Origin of the sequence: uncultured Lactobacillus sp., from assembly GCF_947367125.1 — a bacterium.
In the GTDB taxonomy this organism is placed as follows: Bacteria; Bacillota; Bacilli; order Lactobacillales; family Lactobacillaceae; genus Lactobacillus.
The window spans coordinates 46,549-65,323 of record NZ_CANBCQ010000001.1; the positions used below are offsets into that span (position 1 = coordinate 46,549).

Below are 18,775 nucleotides of genomic sequence, written 5' to 3' on the forward strand. Positions count from 1 at the left end.
AAGTTCATCTTTTAAATATTACTCAAAATTTTATAGTTAAAATGATATGGAAGTGCTAAAATGCTGGTTTTGTCTAATTTAGAAAAATGGTGAATTTATAAGCTAAATACTTGAATTAAAAACTAAAATGTGTACAATACTAAGCTAATTACTAAAGAAAGGGCATGGTTTTATGAAGCTATTAAAGACTAAAATCTTAACAATTCTGTGTGGCTTGCTAACATTGAACGGCTTAGCCATGTTGTTTTCAGGATTGATTATCCAAATGGACGAAGTAGCTGATTTCAATTCAGCTAAAAGTTTAGCTGTAACTAATTCAACTAATGTCATTATTTTATTGGGCATTATCATGATTCTGGTTTTCGGAGTATTGTTCTTCGATAGCTGGGCTAAATTAAAAAATAAACATGCTAGATGGGTTAAGCTAGTTTAATGAAGAAGAGGCTGTTTCAAAAGGAAGCAACCTCTTTTTTGCACAAAATTAAAAGCTTCTTTACTATTTTTTTACTTCTGCTTGGAATAATAAAGAAAAACTAGCAGGGGGATCACGATGGGATTTTGGTATTTTTATGTTTTGCCTCTTTTGGCAGCCATTTTATTGGTTTTACTGGGAAACAAAGTTGCAGTTAAGCAGCAAGCTGTTAGCCTGATCCTTTACTTTTTGTCGGGAGTTGGATATTTACTAGCCGCAGTTTATGCTGTTTTTTATATTTATGCCATGATTGAAGAAATAGCGACACCAGCTGCTTTAACCAAAATTGGCTGGCACTATTTTTGGAGTGATAATTTTATTTTCATTATTACCAGCATCATTTTGTTAACGATTAGCTACTTTATATTTAAACGTGGTCGAATGCGCAGGTTACGGATGAAATAGCAGGGTAAAAAATGATAAGATTATTTAGTAACTAAGTTAGATTAATGATGGGGTGATGAAATGACTTTACCATTTAAAGCGGTTGCCGTAGATATGGACGGTACTTTTTTGGATGACCGTAAGCAATTTAACCACGAGGAATTTGATCAACTTTTGACGGAGTTTGAACAAAGAGGCGTGCATTTTATCGTGGCTTCCGGACGACCTTATGTCAGATTGAAGGAAGACTTTGGCAAGTTTGCCAGCAGAATGGATTTTGTAACCTTAAACGGTTCAAGATTGATCATTAAGGGCAAAGAAGCAGCAAGCTACTTGCTTAACCGGGATGATGTCTTGCAATTGATTCGTGATGTACACGCTAAGTACGGCGAGATGGCTACGATGGTATTTGGCCGCGACATTGCATATTTGCACAGCAATGTTGAAAAGAATGAGCGCGACTTTTTAGCTTATTTTGCAGGCAAGAGTACGGTAATTGATGACTGGAATGACCTGCCAGAAAATCTTTATCAAATTACTTTTGGCATGGATAGTTCTAAGGCTGCAGAGATTGAACACGATTTTAATCAAAAACATGACCGCAAAATCTCAGCCTTTGGGTCAGCTACTTTTGCCATTGACGTTAATACCCAAGGGGTAAACAAGGGTACCGGCTTAAAGCACCTTCTAGAAAAAATGGGCATGACTGGTGACGACTTAATCGCCTTTGGTGATGGCGGTAATGATATTGACATGCTAGAATTTGCCAAATATTCTTATGCCATGGCAAATGGGATGGACAAGGTTAAAAAGCATGCTAAATACATTGCACCAGCCAATACCGAAAATGGTGTTTTCAAGGTCTTGCAAAAATATTTAGCTGAAGATAAAAATTAGCTTGAAATATTAAATCAATATGATATAGTTTTAATTAACTTATAGAAATAGAGGAAATTGCCATATGATTCGTTTATTGAATCTCTAATATTTGATTTGTTGTTTAGCAAAAATTACTGTCTTTGCACCTTATTTAGTGTACCCATTTTTTGCCCGCATACCAAGTATTAGCAGTAAACGGATTAGAGGCGATTTTCTTTGTTAAAATCGACCTTTATTTGTTGCACTGTTATTTGGATGTGAGCACCCAAGAGCAGTGCTTTTTCTTTGCGACAAATCAGACGTTAGAGATATTTTGTTGACCAACGTTACTGTCAAAAAGAATGAGGAAAATAAATAATGGGTTTAAAAGATTATTTTAAAGCTAACCGTCAGCGGGCACTGCTTGTTTTGTTTTTAGTTACCTTAACGCAAGCGGCAACTACTATTTACACTTACTTGACTAGTCCTGAGTTAAATGCGATTGCACAGGGGAAGTTTAGCTTCTTTTTAGAATTAATTTTAGTGCAGTTTTTAATTGGGCAAGTCTGCAATATTAGCTTTAATTTGGGTAGTGTACAGAATACTAAGCAAACGCAGGCCTTGTTTCATCAAGTACGCCAGAAAATGATTCGCCATTTTTATCAAAAGCCAGCCAAGGTATCTGAGATGGAAAATCATTTAGGCAATGACTTGCAGTTGATTCAAGAAAATTACTACAATATTTATTTCTATTTTGTCTGTGATTTAATCTATATTATTTTGACCATCGGCACTTTGTTTACCTTTCACTGGATCTTAGTTGCTTATACTTTAACAATTACTGCCTTAGCAATCATCGTGCCTAAATTAATGGAAAATTATACAAATCCGGCAACTGAAGCAGTTTCTTTACAAAATAAGCGTTTTTTACAAGTATTAGAAAAATGGTTTGCTGGGTTGGAGGAACTTAGGCGCTACCAAAATAAATTAGTTTTGAAAAAGGTGGTTGGCTCGCAAAGTCGGCAGCTAGAAGATAGTGAATACCGCCGCGATAAATTGATGTGCTATACCGGCATGGTAGCTGCAGTTTTTAATATTGCGGGACGAGTGGGTGTACCGCTCATCGCCGGAATCTTATATTTTAAAGGTCAAGTGAATTTAGGCGCAATTTTGACTGCTGGTTATTTTGCTAATGGGATTTTCTACAGTGTTGATAGCTGCGTGAATAAATATACGCAATTGAAGTCGACTAAAACATTAAGAAATAATCTGGCTAATTTGCAAAAGAATTTACCTGAAGATAACTATGATAGTGCGGCCGATATTGCTTCAATTCAAGTGAAAAATCTAGTGGTAAAGTATCCGCATGGAGAAAAGATTACTTATCCTGATTTTATTTTGAAAAAGGGTGAGAAAGTTCTGCTCACCGGTGATTCAGGCACAGGTAAATCGACCTTGTTTAAAGTTTTGCTGGGACAAATTAAGCCAGTCAGTGGAGCGGTGATTTATCGCAACAGAGCCGGTGAAGCGATTCAGCCAGATCTAAGATATTTGGGTTATCTGGCTCAAGATTTAAGATTGTTCCCTGGCAGCATTCAGGAGAATGTCACGATGTTTAAGCCAAAATTAAATGAAAAAGTTGCAAGTTTAGTTGACCAAATGGCTTTTACTGCTGATCAGGCGCGTTTGAAAGATGGGATAAAAACGCAGCTAGAAATGGAGCAGAATTTGTTGTCAGGTGGACAAAAGCAAAAGGTAGTTTTGATGCGGGCATTATTGCATAATACGCCAGTGCTTTATTTAGATGAAGCAACTAGTGCAATTGATCAAGTGGGGACAACCACAATTTTGCAAAATTTGGTTCAAACGCAGGCGATAGTTTTAGCGATTGCGCATAATTTAACACCGAAGCAAAAAGCACTTTTCGATCGTGAAATTCACTTGGAGGAAAAATAATGAGCGGAAAAGAACTATTTAAATTAAGTCCGATTAAGTTTTGTTTAGCACTGGGCTTACAAATTATTGCAGCTTGGGGCGAAGTCAGCGTAGCTTATATTTTAACTATGCAGTTTGATGCAGCCAAAAATAAAAATGTAAGTTTATTTTTAATATGGAGTTTATTGCAACTAGTTGGTTATTTGATCGCTTTTGGCTCATATAATTTTGCTGGAATTCTTTGGCAAAAAGTAGTCCAAAAGTATTTGCACTTGATTCGGCAAGAAGTGACGGATCATTGTTTTGCAGATGGTCAAAAGCACGAGGTCAGCGCAGTGCAGAATCGTTTGACGAATGATCTGGAACTGCTGCATACAGATTATTTAAACTCTTTTCGTTATGTAGCAGGGATGCTGGCTAATATTTTGGGTGTAGCTTTTAGTTTAGTAACTTTTCAATGGAGTTTGTTAATTGCTTGTTTAATTTTTGCAGCAGTCCAAATTTATTTGCCTAAGTTATTGGACAAACCACTACAAAGAGCAACTAAAAAAGTGTCTAATGCAAATCAAAAATATTTAAAAACTTTAGGTGATTGGCTAATTGGCTTAACTGAGATTCGGCGCTATTTTGCGAGCGAGAAACTATTTAAGACAATTGCTAAGAATTCAGGTCGACTAGAGGCGGCTAAGATTGAAAAAGAAAAGGTCGATCAGGAGCTAGATTATCTGAATCAACTGGCTTATTCGCTAGGGGATGCTTTAATTTTTCTATTGACGGCATTTTTAGTAGTAAATAATTGGGCCGCCTTTGGTTTAATTGCCAGCATAGGTAACTTTAGTAGTTCTTTGTTTGGTTCTTTGCAAGGAATTGCCAATTATGGTGGCCGGATGCGGGCAACCAAGGAGTTGCGAGAAAATATTTTTGCGGCTAGAAAGAAGCTCCCAGCAAAGACAAAAACTAATTCAGCACCAGCAGCTGGCTTAGCGATTCATGATTTGGCTGTTGATTTTGCCAATGGTAGCGGAGTTACTTTCCCAGATTTTCAAATTAAAGCCGGCGAAAAAGTTTTACTAACAGGTGAATCTGGAAGTGGCAAGTCGACTTTGTTTAAGCTAATCTTAGGTGAATTGTCGGCCAGTCGCGGTAAGATTCAATATTTTGATCCAAAGGGTGAGGAAATTCAACCGGATTTAACGCAAATTGGTTATCTACCGCAAAGCCCAGTGCTGTTTCCGGTGACAATTGCCGAGAATATTACGATGTTTAATCAAAAATTGTTGGATGAAATGGAATCAGCAATTGAAAAGGTCCAGTTTGCGCCAGATATTGCTAAATTTCCGGCTGGAACTGAGACTAAGATTGACCTTGATCAGTTGAATATTTCCGGTGGTCAGCGGCAGAAGATTATTTTGGCTAGAAGCATGGTGTACCAGAGTAAATTGCTTTTGATTGACGAGGCAACCAGTGCTATTGATCAGGCGGCAACGATGAAAATTTTGCGTCAATTTGTTAAAACCGATGCTACAATTGTTTTCATCGCCCACAATTTTAATGATGAAATGCGGCAATTATTTGATCGCGAGATTAATTTGACGAGATAGAAAAATAGCACATAACCAATTAAATAAGGTTATGTGCTATTTCTTTACAGCCAAGTTTTAGCAAAAATATCTTCTTTAAAGCCGCAGGTTAACTTGTCATCGCCAACGATTAAGGGCCGCTTGATTAGCTTGCCATTTTTAGACATCATTTCGGCAGCTGTTTCAATGGTCATGGTTGAAATCTGTTCTTTCAGATTTTCTTTACGGTAATCCTGACCATGAGTATTGAAAAAATACTTTAAGCCGCGGTCTTGATACTGGGTTAGCCACTTAATCAAATCTTCTTTTTTCGGTGGTTCTTCAACTAAATCTTGGAATTCATATTTTACTTGATGGTCGTCCATCCATTTGCGGGCTTTGCGTGAAGTAGAACAGCGTTTATAGCCATAAAATTTAATCATGATTTTTTCTTCCTTTATTATTTTTGCAAAAAGCTTCTGAAGAATTCAATTTCTTCATCGTTAGCTAGGTCAGCTAGTTCATCTTTTTGATCAACAAAGAAGACATGACCACGTGGATTATCTGCATCACCATATGATTTACAAATGGCGTGAACACCGCGTCCTAGCAAAAAGCCGAAGAGGGTAAATTGCATGTCATGTAAAAAGTCCTTATTGGCAGTGATCAAAAAAGTTGGTAGAAAATTGTGATTGATGTATTTTTCAACGTCAAGTTGTTCGTGATATTTATTAACTGCCTTTTTGGTAAAGTAGGCACTAGCCATGCCGTTTAAATTGCTTGGCGTCAGCATGAAGGAAGCGGCACAATTTAAGCCAACTGCTCTAAATTTTAAGTTTAGTGGCTTGTAGGGAAACAACTTAGCGTAATCTGAATTGGTTAAAATGGTTACGTATTGTTCCGCCATTTGCCCGCCAGCACTATCGCCAACGATGAAGACATTGTTACGATCAAGGCGATATTCCTCGGCATGATCGTCAACCCAATGCAGGTAGCGGTCAACATCATCTAGTTCATCTGGAAATTCCGCATTTTCGGGTGCTAAGCGGTAATTAGGATTGATGAAGGCAAAGCCACGTTTAGCTAAGCCCATGCCATAATATTGGTAGGTTTCCTTAGTGCCGTAGACCCAGCCACCACCGTGGATATTAATAATAACGGGGAAGGGTGCCTCATGGTTTTTCGGTAAATAAACATCCAAGGTGTGCCATTTTTTGTCAGGACCATAAGGCAGATTATCAAGTCGTTCAACTTCGGGGATGTCATGGGCCAAGCCACTATCACGTTCAGTATCATGCTTGTATGCACCGTCTCTAAAATCAGTCACAAATTTTTTGATTTTATCTTTAAGTTCCATAATTTATGCTCTTTTCTAGTAATACTGGTATTTACTTCAATTATACTTTAATTAATTTTGGAAAAATAAAAACTTTTTTGAAAAATACTCTTGCATTTTGAAATATCTTTACCTATAATAGTTTATGTTCTGTTGAGGACATACAAACATACAAGATGGTCTGGTAGCTCAGCTGGATAGAGCAACAGTCTTCTAAACTGTGGGTCGTGGGTTCGAATCTCACCCGGATCATAATTATAGGGTTTTACGATGATTTAAAAGTCGTAAAACCCTATTTTTATGCGATTTGATGTTTTAGGAAATCATAGAAATTTTAACCGTGTTGCACAAATGATGCACAACTTTTTACAGCTTAGATAAGGATTGAATAATTTTATCATTTTGTTTATTTTTATATTCTTCAAGTAAGTAAGCGTATGTTTTTAAAGTGATGCTAATATCTGAGTGTCCTAATCTTTTAGAAATTGCATAAATATCAATACCTTGTGAAATAAGATAAGCAACATGACTATGTCTTAAGCTATGGAAATGAAAAGTAGGTTTATCAATTTCGTCTTTTTTAAGTAAGCTTCTTAACGTATGATTTACACCATTGCTAGAAGGTGGATATTTTGTCGTAGGAGAAGCAAAAACAAAATCAGTATGATTATGTTCAAGCTGTTTCAAAACCTGTAAGAGCTTTGAATTTACAGGAATAATCCTATTAGAAGATTCTGTTTTAGGCTTATTCATTTCGCGTCTATTTTGGTTCCATGATTTTGTAATCGAAATCGTATGGTTTTCAAAATCTATATCATTCCAGTGCAGGGCAGATAATTCACCTAATCTTGCACCGGTGTAAATAGCGGCTAAAATTAAATATTTACTAGTATATTTAGTATTTAAACTCTCAATACAGGATTGAGTTAATAATTCAATTTCATTTAGATTTAAGTAATCCACATGTCTATCTTTAGTAGGATCACCGGATAATGCCACACGGCTAGCAAAACTTCGATTAAGCAAGCCATCATCTATAGCATATTGAACGCAAGCTTTAATTGAAATATTTATTTTTCTAACTGTAATAATAGCGTGGTCTTTGCCAAAATCATTGATAAATTTTTGATATTGCTCACGAGTAATATCTTTGATTTTAGTATTACCAAAAAATTGCTTGATAAATTTATGATTAATTTTGTAACGCTTTTTGGTTGATGAACGAACGGAAGGAAACTTATAAGTTTCATACCACTTCTGATAGTAATCAGCGAATATAGAATTTTTAATCACATCTACACCTGATATAGAAGCAGCTTCCATTTTTATTCCGTATTGTTGGGCTTCAGCCTTAGTTTTAAATCCACCTTTGGATTTTTGCTTTAAAACAGAAACCATTTCCTGTTTTTCAGGATCCCATTCTTGAACTCTTTTTGAAAATCTAACATACCAAGTTTTACCGCGTTTTTTAATTGAAGCCATAAAAATACTCCTATTCTAGCCAAAACTCTGCTAAAATAGGGTATAGCAAAGCCTTGGCGGGTTTTGTTTAATTCAAATACATTTATTTTTAAAAGCTATTGGCGTAGCTTTTTACCGATCCCATCACTGTTGGCGCAGTGGTGGGATTTTTTTATTCTATTTAAGATCTGTTTGGGTCTTATCGGTTAATTTGTTGTTGGTGAAGGTTAATACTGCATTAGCACCAGTATCACCTTTAACACCGGTTAACCATGTGGCTGAAACTGTCTTTTTACCCATGATTAAAGATTCATCTAAGCCATCAGGTTCACCATATTTCTTGATGACTGATTCATATGTTGAACCATCTGCAATAGAATCAAAGGATTTTTTGTCTAACTTGGCAGGTCTACCAGTCCATTTGAAACCGGTAATCATCTTAGAAATGGCACGTTTATTAACGTATGCTACTGTAATAGTTACTTTACCTTTAGTCCAAGAAGTACCTGAAGTTTTAATTCCTTCAGTTTTAGAAGATGTGGTTGAATTAGGACTACCTAATAAAGCTTTAACTTGCTTTTCAGTATCTCCACCTTTACCGTTACTCATTAAATCTCCAACCTTGATTTGGTCGAATTTACTTCTAAGCTCTTTATTCTGAGAAATAATTTTATCTACAGAACTAGATTTCTTCTTAGAAGTTTGAGTGGATTTAGCAGAACTACTTTCATTATTAGAACTGCTACATGCACTTAGACTTAAACCAGCTGCTATAACTACACTGATTAGCGCCGCTTTCTTTAGTTTCATAATTAGCCTCCATAAAAACAAAATGACGTTGACAACAGCTTTTAAAGTCTTCAGTTATTGGACTTTATATCACGATTCATTAGAAAACGGATAGCATCGATGTACTTTTGTGGTACTGGATAACCACAATACACAAAATTTAAATCATCTTCTAAATGAATTGATTCTTGTACGTGAGGTACAGGATCATCAGTAATACCGCTTAAGTAGTCCGTAGAAGTATGCAAAACTTTAGCCACCGCACTTAGTGCCATAATACCTGGCTTTCTATTTTTCCAGTTGTAAATACTTCTTTTACCTAATTCTGCTTTGTCGTTTACTTCTAGTAGCGACATTTTTCTTTTTCTAGCTAATTCTTTTGTTCGCTCAAATTCGATCATAATAAATTAATTCCTTAATATATTTTTAGGCTTGTTCTTCTAGTAAATAATAGCAATCTTTAGGAATGCCGAAAGCATGTGCAAATGTGTATTTATCATAAAAATAAATCTCATGTAAATCACAATATTCAGTTAGTAGATAAAGACTGTATTCATTTGCGGCACGCTCCATTAGAATGCGTTTAGTTGGGCTTTCATCAAATTCTTTTCGCTTGTGTCCTAGCATTAAATGACCTAATTCATGGCCAATGATAAATGGTATTTCATCAATATTTTTCCAATTGGCATTAATTACAGCCGAACTATATTCAGGAAAAGCTTCAGATGGGTCATCATCATTAGCTTTATATGAAAAAGTTATACCAAATTGATGATCTAAAGCGTAATTCATAAGCCATTTTATTACTTCATTTCGTGCTTCTACTTTTTGTTCTGGCGTTTGATACATATTTATGCATCCCTCTTAGGTAAGTTATGTTTTTCAGCGTACTGCTTAGCAATCGCACGGTACATGTCATTAACATCTTCAGGAATTACGCCTTTATAAGGTAACCCTAAATCTTCGAATGTAGTAGGCGCATTGCTTTTAGTTGGTGGGGTAGGATCATCTGTAAGACCATTTAAATAGTCGGTGGTGGTGCCTAAAATTTTAGCTACGGCTGTTAAAGCTTCGGTACCTGGTTTATTAGTTTTCCATTTATAAATAGAATTTTTACCTAATTTGGCTTTGTCATTCACTTCACGCAATGACATTTTCTTTTGTTTTGCTAAATTTTTAGTTCTCTCAAATTCAATCATATCAAGGGTTCTCCAATCCTTGACAAAATTATTTAGAAAATCTTCTAAATATCTATTGCATTTTTAGAAGATTTGGTTAATAATAGTTTTGTCAACAAGTTAAGAAATAAGTTTTAAAACAAGTTAGAAACAAGCAAATAGCCAATTTTAAAAGTATGGGGATACTTGATAACTGTTTATTTGCTGTACCTTGATATTAGTGAATTTTCTAAATAATGTCAACAATTTTCTAAATTATTTTTACAACAAATTTTACAACAAGTTGAACAACATAAAAAAGAGGTGATTATATGCCGATTGAAGAAAAGCTAGAAACAGCTAAAAAAATGGTTGAACGAGAAATTAAGCTTTCGTTGATCGAACAAAATATGACTCAAGCCGATTTAGCAAAAATTACTGGTGAAAGTCGTTCTGAGATTAACAAAGCAGTCAAAGGTAACACTAGTCCGCGCTCTACTGAAATTCGTAAAAAGATTTACAAGATTTTAGGAATGGAGTGATCAACATGGTTAAACAAAAAAAGCCATCAAATGATGACATAGATGAAAAAGTTAAACAGTTTGATCGAAAAGTAATTGGTGATTACCTAATTCCATTTGTTGTTAGTTTAGTTACCACATTACTCACTTTGGCAGCATTGTATGCAAGATAAATGGAATTAGTTGAGTTGTTAAGAGGGTAGTTATAACTGAAACAATTATAGGCACTAGAACACTTCTAAGAAGAAATTTTCTAAATTGTTCATGTCGTTCTTGAAAATAATGCTCACCTTCCGGTGATAGAGAATAATTAAAATCAACCATATTAGTTATGTGATTCTTAACTTTATTTACTGGATAAATTTGAACTAATCCTTTATCTACAAGATCTTTGATCAAATAAGGGTCTTTAGTAATTATAGGATCATTATGATTTATCGACTTATATTTGGCTAACTTCTTTAAAAGAACGCGTTCAGCGCGTATGGTTTCAATCATATTAATGCCTTCTTTCTCAAAATTCATTTTATCAAATGTTAGGAGTGATCAACATGCAACTAGCAATTGAAGATTCCTCATTAGAACAAGTAGTTGATCTAATTATGAAGAAACGTGGTTATGTTCCAGAAAATCAAATAGTAGGAAAAACAATCAGTATTGATGAATTTGCTAAGAAATATGCTAAGCCACACGGTTCAGCATGGGTAAAAAGAAATATTCTTTACCCATTTAAGCCGGATTGGTGTAGCAATATTCATCCAGGCAGAGGCGGTAAGATGACAATCTTTGAATATCCAGCTGCTATTTGGATGAATGAACATAGAAAGGAAATTGATTGGAATGCAAAATAAGAATTTTTATCGTGAATTTAATAAGCCAATTCGAAAGAATAACCTAGACGATAAAACTTTAAAAGTGTTTATCGGAGTAATGATCTTAGCAGCAAGTTTGCTAAGCTACGGCTTCTGGGGCGCGATCATTGAATGGCTTAGTTAGGAGAGAATAAATGGAACAGTCAGTAAAAGTAAGAATTGATTCATCTGATTTAGATGTACTTTATAACGAACTTACTAAATGTACACAAGCTGCTAAAGAATTAGAACAGATTTTAGAAAACATGAATAAAAAAGACTAAGTGCTAATGCACTCAGTCTCAAATTTAAAGTTTGACGTTTATAGTTGAATGACAATTTGGACAAATATTTTTACCAATTTTAACTTTGATATCTTTACCACAGTTATCACATTTGTAATCAAAATCGGTTGTTTCTAATTGCCCTAGAATGTCAGCCATAACGTCTTTATGGAGATCAACTATATTAATCACCTCCCCGTTTAAGGGATAACTTAATTTTAGCAAAAAAGGACTAATAAACATGAAGCTAAGTAAAGAAACACAAGAAAAGTTGTGGGCAATCACGCCAATGGTTACCACAATTTATGACTTAATTAAAAAGAGATCTAACCGCGCTAACGATTAGACCATAGTAAGGTAAATATCATGAATGTATTTGAACTAAATTCCGCCGTGGCAAAAATCAAGGAAAAAGCAGAATCAGGTGAAATTGAACCTGAAACTTTAGCCGACACATTAGAGTCTCTTGAAGATGCTAGAAATGAAAAGCTTGATTCTGTAGCCAATTGGATTAATGAAGATGAATCTAAAATTGATTGGTTAGATAAAAAGATTAAGCAATTGACTAAGCTAAAAAAACATTATCAAACACAGAGTGCCAATTTAAGCAAGTTCTTAAAAATTGCTATTGAAAGTAGTGGTCATGAATCTATCCAAACCAATAAGTTTAATTTTAAATTGGGGCGGCTATCTTATCGAACGGTTGTACCAGATGTGAATAAAATTCCGATCGATTATGTTACATATCCAGATCCTAAACCACAAGCCAACAAAAAGAAAATCAAAGAAGACCTTCAAAAAGGTAAAGATGTACCAGGTGCATATCTTGAAAGATCTAGAAAGGTAGTTATTGAATAATGTTTACAGTTTCAATTGATATTACAGAAGCTATGAAGGGCTTTAGCAAGTTTGCAGAACAAGGCGATATGACTCACGCAATGGATGAAATCATGATTATTTGTAAAAAAACAACAATGCCACCACGGGACGTGCTTAAGCAAATTAAGTTTGCTGCTAAGAAAAATGGTATTGATACTGATTACAAAATGGCTAGTCGAATTTTAGGCAAGCTTGAGCAAGAACACGATCGCTACTTACGTAAATCTGAAGTTATCGAAAATGCTGTAGAAGACATCAAAATTGGACTTAATGAAATCAGCCATTCTGGTAATCCAGTTTGGATTAAGAATTTTATTAAAGCCATCAAGCTAGATTTAAAAGAAATTGAAGATGTTTTATGAGAATTAACATAAAGGCATTGCCTAAAGAAAAGCTATTACACCTATTTGATGTAGCTGCTAGGAGTAAAAATGAAGTTTTAGCAGGTCGAGTAGTCAATGAATTAGCCGACAGAAATCATATCAGCATTGAAGACCAGATTAGAAAACTGGGACAAAAGGCAAGCGATGAAAAGAATTTAGCCAGTTTTCAAATGGCAAGTAAGTTATGGGAGGTGGTTTAGAGATGTTCGAACTACGACCATATCAAAATGACTTAATTACCAAAATCGTTGACTCAATGCGAAATCATCATCGAGTTATCGTTGTTCAGTCTCCTCCCTCGAACTGGCAAAACCATAGTCATGGCAGAAATTGCCAGAAGAACAACAACTAATAATAATCGTGTGATGTTCCTGATTCATCGTAAGGAAGTCTTACAGCAGGCTGTAAAAACTTTTGATAAACAGGGGGTAAATCCAGATTTATTAACTGCCGGTATGGTTCAAACATTAACACGTAGAGTAGATAAACTACCAATACCTAGCGTGATTCTAGTCGATGAAGCTCACCACGCTTTAGCTAAAAGCTATCAAAGAATTTTAAATAAATTCCCTAAAGCTATAGTTTTGCTTTTCACAGCCACTCCGCACCGAACAGGGCGAGTGCAGCTAGATCAGATTGCAGACGATATTATTTTAGGTCAATCGATTCATAAACTGACCGAGCAGGGATTTTTAGCACCGTTTAGGTACTTTCAACCGCCTGGCGATTTTGACAGCAAGCTATTAAAACGCGGCAGCACTGGAGATTTTACTAACGAATCCATGCAGGAAGCCATGTCTACCAAAATTTTTGGGCATATCGTTAAGCAATACAAAAGAATTGTTAACGGGATGCAAGCTGTCGTTTATACCTATTCAATTGATTCAGCTATTAAGATAGCCGCTGAATTTAATTCTGAAGGAATTTCTGCGGTTGAGGTAGATGGTACAACGCCGAAAGAAAAACGCACTGTAGCTGTCCGAAAATTTCGAGATCAAGAAATTAAGATACTGGTTAACGTAAATTTATTCACTGAAGGAGTAGATTTGCCAAATGTGGACTGTGTTATTATGGCACGCCCCACAGCATCACTTGCATTGTACTTACAGTTTTCTATGAGATGTTTAAATCCGCGTGAAGGCAAAACAGCCATCATTATTGATCATGCTAATAACTTTAAGTCGTTTGGTTATCCTGATGATGACCGCGACTGGAAACAAGCGATTAAATCAGGAAAACAGAAAAGTAAGACTTTACTGAAAGATCCTGGTATGTCAATCGTTACTTGTGATTACTGTTTTGCGGTAGTGAAAGCTAGTGAAGTTAAAGATGGCAAGTGTCCTATCTGTGGCAAGCCCATTAAAGTACATGAAGCGAAACCATTCAGCGATGTTGATTTAGTTGAAGCAACTAAAGCTAGGAAGCAGTTAGTTAAAAAGATATTACACGACACTGTTTATCAAAACGTGATTAATAAAAAGGTTAATGAATTGCACACCATGGCTGAACTTCAAGCTTATGCAAAAATACATGGATATAAGCCAGGTTGGGCATGGCATATGGCTAAGAAGAGAGGGTTGATTAAATAATGAAAGTAAAAGAATTTGAAAAGCAGATAAATCAATTAACTACTTTAAATGATCTTAGATTTAGGGTAGAAGAAAAAAACAAAACTGAAACTACGGCAGACTTAGATGATAGTGGTTTCTTGAAATTACAAAATGTCTATCAAGGAGAAATTATTGTTTATATTTGTGTCAAAGATTCAGAGGAAGTGCTATTAAAGATAGTTCCACCAAACGATAAAGTTAAGCAATGGTACTTAGATAATGAAAGTTCTAATTGTCTATTTGATGTAACTTCATTACCTATCTACATTAACATTCTTAAATTAGCACTCAAATTTTTGGAGGATAAAAAATGAAAGTAAAAATTCTATCTCGTATGGGTGAAGATGACCCTGAAGTGTTTGAAAATCAAATTAATAAATTTATTAAAGATAAAGAAGTAATAGACATTAAATATCAAACCGCCCTCGCTATTGCAGCAAGTGATCAAATAGGATCAACAGGGGAATTTGATGAAAATGTATTAATTATGTACGAGGAGAATAAAAAATGATTACATTTCCTGAAGATAAACCAAGAAAACCAAAAAAAGAACCACATTACTTTTTTATCTATGGTTTGCCAATGAGCGGAAAAACTTTCTTTGCAAGTTATTTTCCACATGCATTAGACCTTAATACAGATAACAATGCTAAACAAAGCAGGGTACCGTTTATGTCACTAGTGACAGATGAAAACGACAAACCGGTTAAAGATGTGATTGGCAGAATGGACGAAATTCTTAAAAGAATACCACAAACCTCTTTTAAAACAATCATTATCGACACGATCGAAGATGTGGTAGATGCTTTTACAAAACAAGTTACTGAAGAAGCTGGTGAAAAATATATCACTGATGGAAAACTTGCATATGGCAAAGGAACAGGAATGGTTAAAAAGCTAATAAGTGACTTAGTTCTTGAATTAAAAGCAATGCAAGTAAATGTGATTTGGATTAGCAGAGAAATTGAACAAAGTGACATCGCTAATGGGACTACTAAAATTGTGCCTGCTTTGAAACCACAATATTACAACATTATAGCCGGTAACTGTGATCTAGTTATTAGAACTCAAAAGTTAGGTCCGAACACCTATTACAGAAGCGCTGAAGAAAAACGGAGTAATTATACTCCAGAAGATATAACCGATTCGACAATTAGGCAGTTACTTGAATCTTGCCACGGTATGTTCCCACCACAAACTAAGAATGAAGAAAAGAAGGAGACTAAATAATTATGAGTATGACAGACATTTTAAAGAATTTAAACAACGGTGATTTTGACCCAAACAAGGGAAAGGTTGAAGAAAACAACGCTATTCCTGATGGAACTTATAACGTTTCAATGAGTTCAGTAACTCATGGAGTTTGGAAAAATTCAAATACAGACTATATCCGTTTTGATATGACTATTCTTGATGGTAAAGAAGCTGGTCGAATTGAATTTATCACTCCAACACTTGCGCAAAAAACATCTAAGGGTAAACCTATGCCTGATTTTGTTTTAAGCCGCTCAATTCAAACAATTAAGATTATTGGAGCGATGGTTGGTTATGCTGTGCCAGATGATCCATTCATTACTGCAATGACTAATGAAACTGAAGCATATGAAGAACTAAAAAATGGTTTTCTTCCTTACGTTGGTAAGACTCTTCAATTGACGATTAAGAGCAGTCCTAACAAGAAAGATCCAGATAGACCATACCGTAATTATGATTTTGCTAAGTTAGAACAACCTAAGATTGCTGCGGTTGATGCTAAAGATGATCCATTTGCGGCTGCTAAGGATCCTGAAGAAATTACTGATAAAGATTTACCATTCGATTAAAGAAAAGAGTGTTAACTATGAACATCAAATATCTAAAAACAGAAGTTTTAGCCGTTTTAGGCTCTAAAGTTTACCCATTATATGTAACAGCAGATGTTGATGAAATTACTGATGACTTGCAATTTTCTCATAGAGAAGACTTCTTAACTTTTGAAACTGCAATTAAGAAAAGCCATGGTCAAGGTCTCTGGTATCCAGGCTGTGGTGAAGAACCGTTTTGGAGTAACTGGACTGTTAAAAAGAATGCTATTAAGTCATATGTGAGCTTACCAGAGCCTAAGGTAAGCGTTGATTATGGCTATGATCCAGAGAGGTTTTAAAAATGCATCCAAATTTAGTAAATTACGCGCTTAACTATGCTAGTCACGGTTTTTCAGTAATTCCGATTGGCACAGATAAGCGCCCGTTAATCAAGTTTGCGGATAAGCCGCCCTTGACGGGCGATGAAATCAAAAGAATATGGCAAAAATATCCGACAGCTAACATCGCTTTGAAAACAGATAAATTCTTTGTGATTGATGTAGACCGACATGAAGGTGATGGCATGGAGTCAATCAAGGCTTTAAATCACGATGAATGGTTTAAAGATACACTTATGGAGCGCACCGCACATGATGGTTTTCACTTTTTCTTTACTAAGCCTAAAAATGTTGCAGTTCAACAAAATATTGGTTTCTTACCTAATGTGGACTTGAAAGCCCACGAAAATAATTATGTTGTTGTTGCTCCATCTGTACTAGGTGATAAATCTTATCAATGGCTTAACAGCGAGCCAATGAAAGAACCGCCTAAAAAATTACTTGAATTAATTCTTGAAAAGCAAAAAGAAACCATACCTGTTGATGATGATTTAAAGGGTGCTTACATTGCTAAAGATAAAACAGCTACAGCACAATTATTTGAAAAAATTATTAATGGTTTAGGTGAAACCGGTGGAAGAAATAATGCTTTAGCTAGCTTTATGGGTGGCTTATTATTCCGTGGTGTTGATCCTAACAAAGCTTATCAATTAGCTGTTATTGCAAATAACAATACTAAAGACAAGTTAAGCGATGATGAAGTTTATAAGACATGCGAAAGCATGTTAGACAAAGAATTGAGGCGAAGAAATATAGATGACTAAAATGAAAACTTTGCCAGCTGAAAAAGTTGATAAGGTGAATAAAGACAACAAAAAGCCAAAACTAAATTTTGATTTAACTGATAAAGATACAATCAAAACTACTAGTACCAAAAATGTTGCATTAATTTTACAGCATGATCCAAATTTAAAGGGAATCCTTAAATTTAATCGTTTTACTGATGAAATTGATGTGGTTAAGCCAGTAACTTTAGATTTGACTAAGCAAGGTATTCCTAAAATTGTGTTAAAAAAGGGCCAGCTTAATGATGGCATCGTAAATGATATTGTGCTTTATGTTTCGGTTAGCCCTGAATACAAAACGACATTTAAGCCGAACTTAGTTAGTCAAGTAATCGATTCTGTAGCACGGGCTAATTCATATAATCCGGTGATTGATTATTTTGAAAAATGTTTAGCTAAATGGGACAAGAAACCACGGCTTGATGATTTTTTACAAAAATATCTTGGTGCTGATGAGTCTGAAGCTACTAAACTGACTGTAAGGTTATGGTTTATGGGGGCCGTGGCTAAGGGCTACAATCCGCTAACTAAATTTGATTATGTTCTTGATCTTGTTGGTGGTCAGGGGATTGGTAAAACAACACTTTTACGAGAAATTGCCCCTTGTGGTTTTTATACAGACCAGTTTAATTCATTCACTGATAAAGATGATAAGGCAGAACTAAAAAATGCTTTGATTGTTAATGATGATGAAATGACTGCTTCAAACCGCTCAAGCTTTGAAGTAGTTAAAAAATTCATTACTGAACAAGTTTTTAGATACCGTCCTTCATATGGTAAGTACATCATGACTTTTAATAAAGGTTTTGTGATGGCTCGTACTACTAATGAAGTACAGCACTTAAAGGACAAGTCTGGTGACAGACGATTTCTTTCAATCAAGTGCGATGAAAAACGTCAAAGAGTGCATCCTGTTGAAGGATTGAAGCAAGAAGAAATTGATCAAGTTTGGGGTGAAGCTGTTTATCTTTGGAAACACACTAAAGATCCGTTCAAGCTTTCACCTAAACAAGAAGCTATCTTAGCAGACAACCGGCAACAATTTTTAGCAACCTCTGAAGTTGAAGATGAAATTAAAGTTTTACTTGATGGACAATTCAAAGATAGAAAATTCATTTCTAATCAAGAAATGCGACAAGCTTTATTAATTGGACTTGGTAGAGAAGTCAAAAGCAAAGACATCAAGACTATGCGTTATGTAATGAGTCATATGGGTTTTGAAGTTGGTGCTAGTGGTTATGATCCAATTTCTAAGAAATCTTCAAGAGGATTCAAAAAAATGTGATGTTTGTGATGAAAGTGTGATGCCCTTCAGCCTTACTCTCTCTA

At 35.2% G+C, this 18,775-nt stretch carries 30 protein-coding genes and 1 tRNA gene; 23 read left to right on the forward strand and 8 right to left on the reverse strand.

Features of this window, described 5'->3' with window-relative positions; translation table 11 throughout:
- The first annotated feature begins 172 nt into the window (after positions 1-172).
- The 5 genes from Q0Y84_RS00255 (at position 173) to Q0Y84_RS00275 (ending at position 5,250) form a co-directional block, all read left to right on the forward strand.
- The gene (locus Q0Y84_RS00255) at positions 173-433 is read left to right on the forward strand and encodes a hypothetical protein (RefSeq protein WP_297949590.1); all 261 of its coding nucleotides are present in this window, start codon (positions 173-175) and stop codon (positions 431-433) included.
- A gap of 117 nt (positions 434-550) precedes the next feature.
- Positions 551-877, forward strand: a complete 327-nt coding sequence (locus tag Q0Y84_RS00260) for a hypothetical protein (protein ID WP_297949592.1) — start codon at positions 551-553, stop codon at positions 875-877.
- A gap of 60 nt (positions 878-937) precedes the next feature.
- On the forward strand, positions 938-1,753 hold the full coding sequence (locus tag Q0Y84_RS00265) for a Cof-type HAD-IIB family hydrolase (protein WP_297949594.1): 816 nt from the start codon (positions 938-940) through the stop codon (positions 1,751-1,753).
- A 339-nt stretch (positions 1,754-2,092) separates the two neighbouring features.
- Positions 2,093-3,670, forward strand: coding sequence for an ABC transporter ATP-binding protein (locus Q0Y84_RS00270; protein ID WP_297949596.1), 1,578 nt, complete (start codon positions 2,093-2,095; stop codon positions 3,668-3,670).
- The gene (locus tag Q0Y84_RS00275; RefSeq protein ID WP_297949598.1) at positions 3,670-5,250 is read left to right on the forward strand and encodes an ABC transporter ATP-binding protein; all 1,581 of its coding nucleotides are present in this window, start codon (positions 3,670-3,672) and stop codon (positions 5,248-5,250) included. The genes Q0Y84_RS00270 and Q0Y84_RS00275 overlap by 1 nt, the downstream gene beginning before the upstream one ends.
- 44 nt (positions 5,251-5,294) lie before the next feature.
- Here Q0Y84_RS00275 and Q0Y84_RS00280 read toward each other — a convergent pair whose 3' ends face one another.
- Both Q0Y84_RS00280 and Q0Y84_RS00285 read right to left on the reverse strand, forming a co-directional pair.
- Positions 5,295-5,651, reverse strand: coding sequence for an arsenate reductase family protein (locus tag Q0Y84_RS00280; RefSeq protein ID WP_297949600.1), 357 nt, complete (start codon positions 5,649-5,651; stop codon positions 5,295-5,297).
- A gap of 17 nt (positions 5,652-5,668) precedes the next feature.
- Positions 5,669-6,565: an alpha/beta hydrolase gene (locus Q0Y84_RS00285; protein ID WP_297949602.1), complete on the reverse strand. Its 897-nt coding sequence runs from the start codon at positions 6,563-6,565 to the stop codon at positions 5,669-5,671.
- Between the two features lie 157 nt (positions 6,566-6,722).
- Between Q0Y84_RS00285 and Q0Y84_RS00290 the strand changes: the two genes are divergently transcribed.
- Positions 6,723-6,796: transfer RNA gene (locus Q0Y84_RS00290), tRNA-Arg, on the forward strand.
- A 114-nt stretch (positions 6,797-6,910) separates the two neighbouring features.
- Here the strand turns inward: Q0Y84_RS00290 and Q0Y84_RS00295 are convergent.
- The 5 genes from Q0Y84_RS00295 to Q0Y84_RS00315 all read right to left on the reverse strand — a co-directional run bounded on the left by Q0Y84_RS00295 (position 6,911) and on the right by Q0Y84_RS00315 (position 9,993).
- Positions 6,911-8,026: a site-specific integrase gene (locus tag Q0Y84_RS00295; protein ID WP_297949604.1), complete on the reverse strand. Its 1,116-nt coding sequence runs from the start codon at positions 8,024-8,026 to the stop codon at positions 6,911-6,913.
- A gap of 156 nt (positions 8,027-8,182) precedes the next feature.
- On the reverse strand, positions 8,183-8,815 hold the full coding sequence (locus Q0Y84_RS00300) for a DUF3862 domain-containing protein (protein WP_297949606.1): 633 nt from the start codon (positions 8,813-8,815) through the stop codon (positions 8,183-8,185).
- A gap of 50 nt (positions 8,816-8,865) precedes the next feature.
- A complete protein-coding gene (locus Q0Y84_RS00305) occupies positions 8,866-9,195 on the reverse strand; it encodes a helix-turn-helix transcriptional regulator (RefSeq protein WP_297949608.1) in 330 nt (109 codons plus the stop codon).
- Between the two features lie 25 nt (positions 9,196-9,220).
- A complete protein-coding gene (locus tag Q0Y84_RS00310) occupies positions 9,221-9,643 on the reverse strand; it encodes an ImmA/IrrE family metallo-endopeptidase (RefSeq protein WP_297949610.1) in 423 nt (140 codons plus the stop codon).
- Between the two features lie 2 nt (positions 9,644-9,645).
- The gene (locus Q0Y84_RS00315; RefSeq protein ID WP_297949613.1) at positions 9,646-9,993 is read right to left on the reverse strand and encodes an XRE family transcriptional regulator; all 348 of its coding nucleotides are present in this window, start codon (positions 9,991-9,993) and stop codon (positions 9,646-9,648) included.
- Positions 9,994-10,283: 290 nt separating this feature from the next.
- Between Q0Y84_RS00315 and Q0Y84_RS00320 the strand changes: the two genes are divergently transcribed.
- Positions 10,284-10,493 carry a helix-turn-helix transcriptional regulator gene (locus Q0Y84_RS00320; protein WP_297949615.1) on the forward strand — a complete coding sequence of 70 codons (210 nt, stop codon included), beginning with the start codon at positions 10,284-10,286 and terminating at the stop codon, positions 10,491-10,493.
- A 5-nt stretch (positions 10,494-10,498) separates the two neighbouring features.
- Positions 10,499-10,645 carry a hypothetical protein gene (locus Q0Y84_RS00325; protein ID WP_162260494.1) on the forward strand — a complete coding sequence of 49 codons (147 nt, stop codon included), beginning with the start codon at positions 10,499-10,501 and terminating at the stop codon, positions 10,643-10,645.
- On the opposite strand, the gene Q0Y84_RS00330 is transcribed toward Q0Y84_RS00325, so the two are convergent.
- The gene (locus Q0Y84_RS00330) at positions 10,617-10,970 is read right to left on the reverse strand and encodes a hypothetical protein (protein WP_297949618.1); all 354 of its coding nucleotides are present in this window, start codon (positions 10,968-10,970) and stop codon (positions 10,617-10,619) included. The two genes, Q0Y84_RS00325 and Q0Y84_RS00330, sit on opposite strands and share 29 nt — an antisense overlap.
- Positions 10,971-11,023: 53 nt before the next feature.
- Between Q0Y84_RS00330 and Q0Y84_RS00335 the strand changes: the two genes are divergently transcribed.
- From Q0Y84_RS00335 to Q0Y84_RS00405, 15 genes are all read left to right on the forward strand, one after another.
- Complete coding sequence (locus tag Q0Y84_RS00335; RefSeq protein ID WP_297949620.1) at positions 11,024-11,323, forward strand: hypothetical protein; 300 nt, start codon at positions 11,024-11,026, stop codon at positions 11,321-11,323.
- A complete protein-coding gene (locus Q0Y84_RS00340) occupies positions 11,313-11,468 on the forward strand; it encodes a hypothetical protein (RefSeq protein ID WP_297949622.1) in 156 nt (51 codons plus the stop codon). The genes Q0Y84_RS00335 and Q0Y84_RS00340 overlap by 11 nt, the downstream gene beginning before the upstream one ends.
- A gap of 10 nt (positions 11,469-11,478) precedes the next feature.
- The gene (locus Q0Y84_RS00345) at positions 11,479-11,607 is read left to right on the forward strand and encodes a hypothetical protein (protein ID WP_297949624.1); all 129 of its coding nucleotides are present in this window, start codon (positions 11,479-11,481) and stop codon (positions 11,605-11,607) included.
- 366 nt (positions 11,608-11,973) lie between these two features.
- Entirely contained in the window at positions 11,974-12,465 is a 492-nt protein-coding gene (locus tag Q0Y84_RS00350; protein WP_297949626.1) for a siphovirus Gp157 family protein, read from the forward strand.
- Positions 12,465-12,848, forward strand: a complete 384-nt coding sequence (locus Q0Y84_RS00355; RefSeq protein WP_297949628.1) for a hypothetical protein — start codon at positions 12,465-12,467, stop codon at positions 12,846-12,848. The genes Q0Y84_RS00350 and Q0Y84_RS00355 overlap by 1 nt, the downstream gene beginning before the upstream one ends.
- On the forward strand, positions 12,845-13,069 hold the full coding sequence (locus Q0Y84_RS00360; protein ID WP_297949629.1) for a hypothetical protein: 225 nt from the start codon (positions 12,845-12,847) through the stop codon (positions 13,067-13,069). The genes Q0Y84_RS00355 and Q0Y84_RS00360 overlap by 4 nt, the downstream gene beginning before the upstream one ends.
- Before the next feature lie 2 nt (positions 13,070-13,071).
- The gene (locus tag Q0Y84_RS00365; protein WP_297949631.1) at positions 13,072-13,221 is read left to right on the forward strand and encodes a hypothetical protein; all 150 of its coding nucleotides are present in this window, start codon (positions 13,072-13,074) and stop codon (positions 13,219-13,221) included.
- Positions 13,190-14,458, forward strand: coding sequence for a DEAD/DEAH box helicase (locus Q0Y84_RS00370; protein ID WP_297949633.1), 1,269 nt, complete (start codon positions 13,190-13,192; stop codon positions 14,456-14,458). The genes Q0Y84_RS00365 and Q0Y84_RS00370 overlap by 32 nt, the downstream gene beginning before the upstream one ends.
- Positions 14,458-14,793, forward strand: a complete 336-nt coding sequence (locus Q0Y84_RS00375; protein ID WP_297949635.1) for a hypothetical protein — start codon at positions 14,458-14,460, stop codon at positions 14,791-14,793. The genes Q0Y84_RS00370 and Q0Y84_RS00375 overlap by 1 nt, the downstream gene beginning before the upstream one ends.
- Positions 14,790-14,990, forward strand: coding sequence for a sporulation protein Cse60 (locus tag Q0Y84_RS00380; RefSeq protein ID WP_297949637.1), 201 nt, complete (start codon positions 14,790-14,792; stop codon positions 14,988-14,990). Before Q0Y84_RS00375 ends, Q0Y84_RS00380 begins: the two co-directional genes overlap by 4 nt.
- Positions 14,987-15,709 carry an AAA family ATPase gene (locus Q0Y84_RS00385; protein ID WP_297949639.1) on the forward strand — a complete coding sequence of 241 codons (723 nt, stop codon included), beginning with the start codon at positions 14,987-14,989 and terminating at the stop codon, positions 15,707-15,709. The genes Q0Y84_RS00380 and Q0Y84_RS00385 overlap by 4 nt, the downstream gene beginning before the upstream one ends.
- A 2-nt stretch (positions 15,710-15,711) precedes the next feature.
- Entirely contained in the window at positions 15,712-16,302 is a 591-nt protein-coding gene (locus Q0Y84_RS00390; RefSeq protein WP_297949642.1) for a DUF669 domain-containing protein, read from the forward strand.
- A 17-nt stretch (positions 16,303-16,319) separates the two neighbouring features.
- Positions 16,320-16,622: a hypothetical protein gene (locus Q0Y84_RS00395; RefSeq protein ID WP_297949644.1), complete on the forward strand. Its 303-nt coding sequence runs from the start codon at positions 16,320-16,322 to the stop codon at positions 16,620-16,622.
- 2 nt (positions 16,623-16,624) lie between these two features.
- Positions 16,625-17,425, forward strand: coding sequence for a bifunctional DNA primase/polymerase (locus tag Q0Y84_RS00400; RefSeq protein WP_297949646.1), 801 nt, complete (start codon positions 16,625-16,627; stop codon positions 17,423-17,425).
- On the forward strand, positions 17,418-18,731 hold the full coding sequence (locus Q0Y84_RS00405; protein WP_297949649.1) for a virulence-associated E family protein: 1,314 nt from the start codon (positions 17,418-17,420) through the stop codon (positions 18,729-18,731). The genes Q0Y84_RS00400 and Q0Y84_RS00405 overlap by 8 nt, the downstream gene beginning before the upstream one ends.
- Positions 18,732-18,775: the final 44 nt, after the last annotated feature.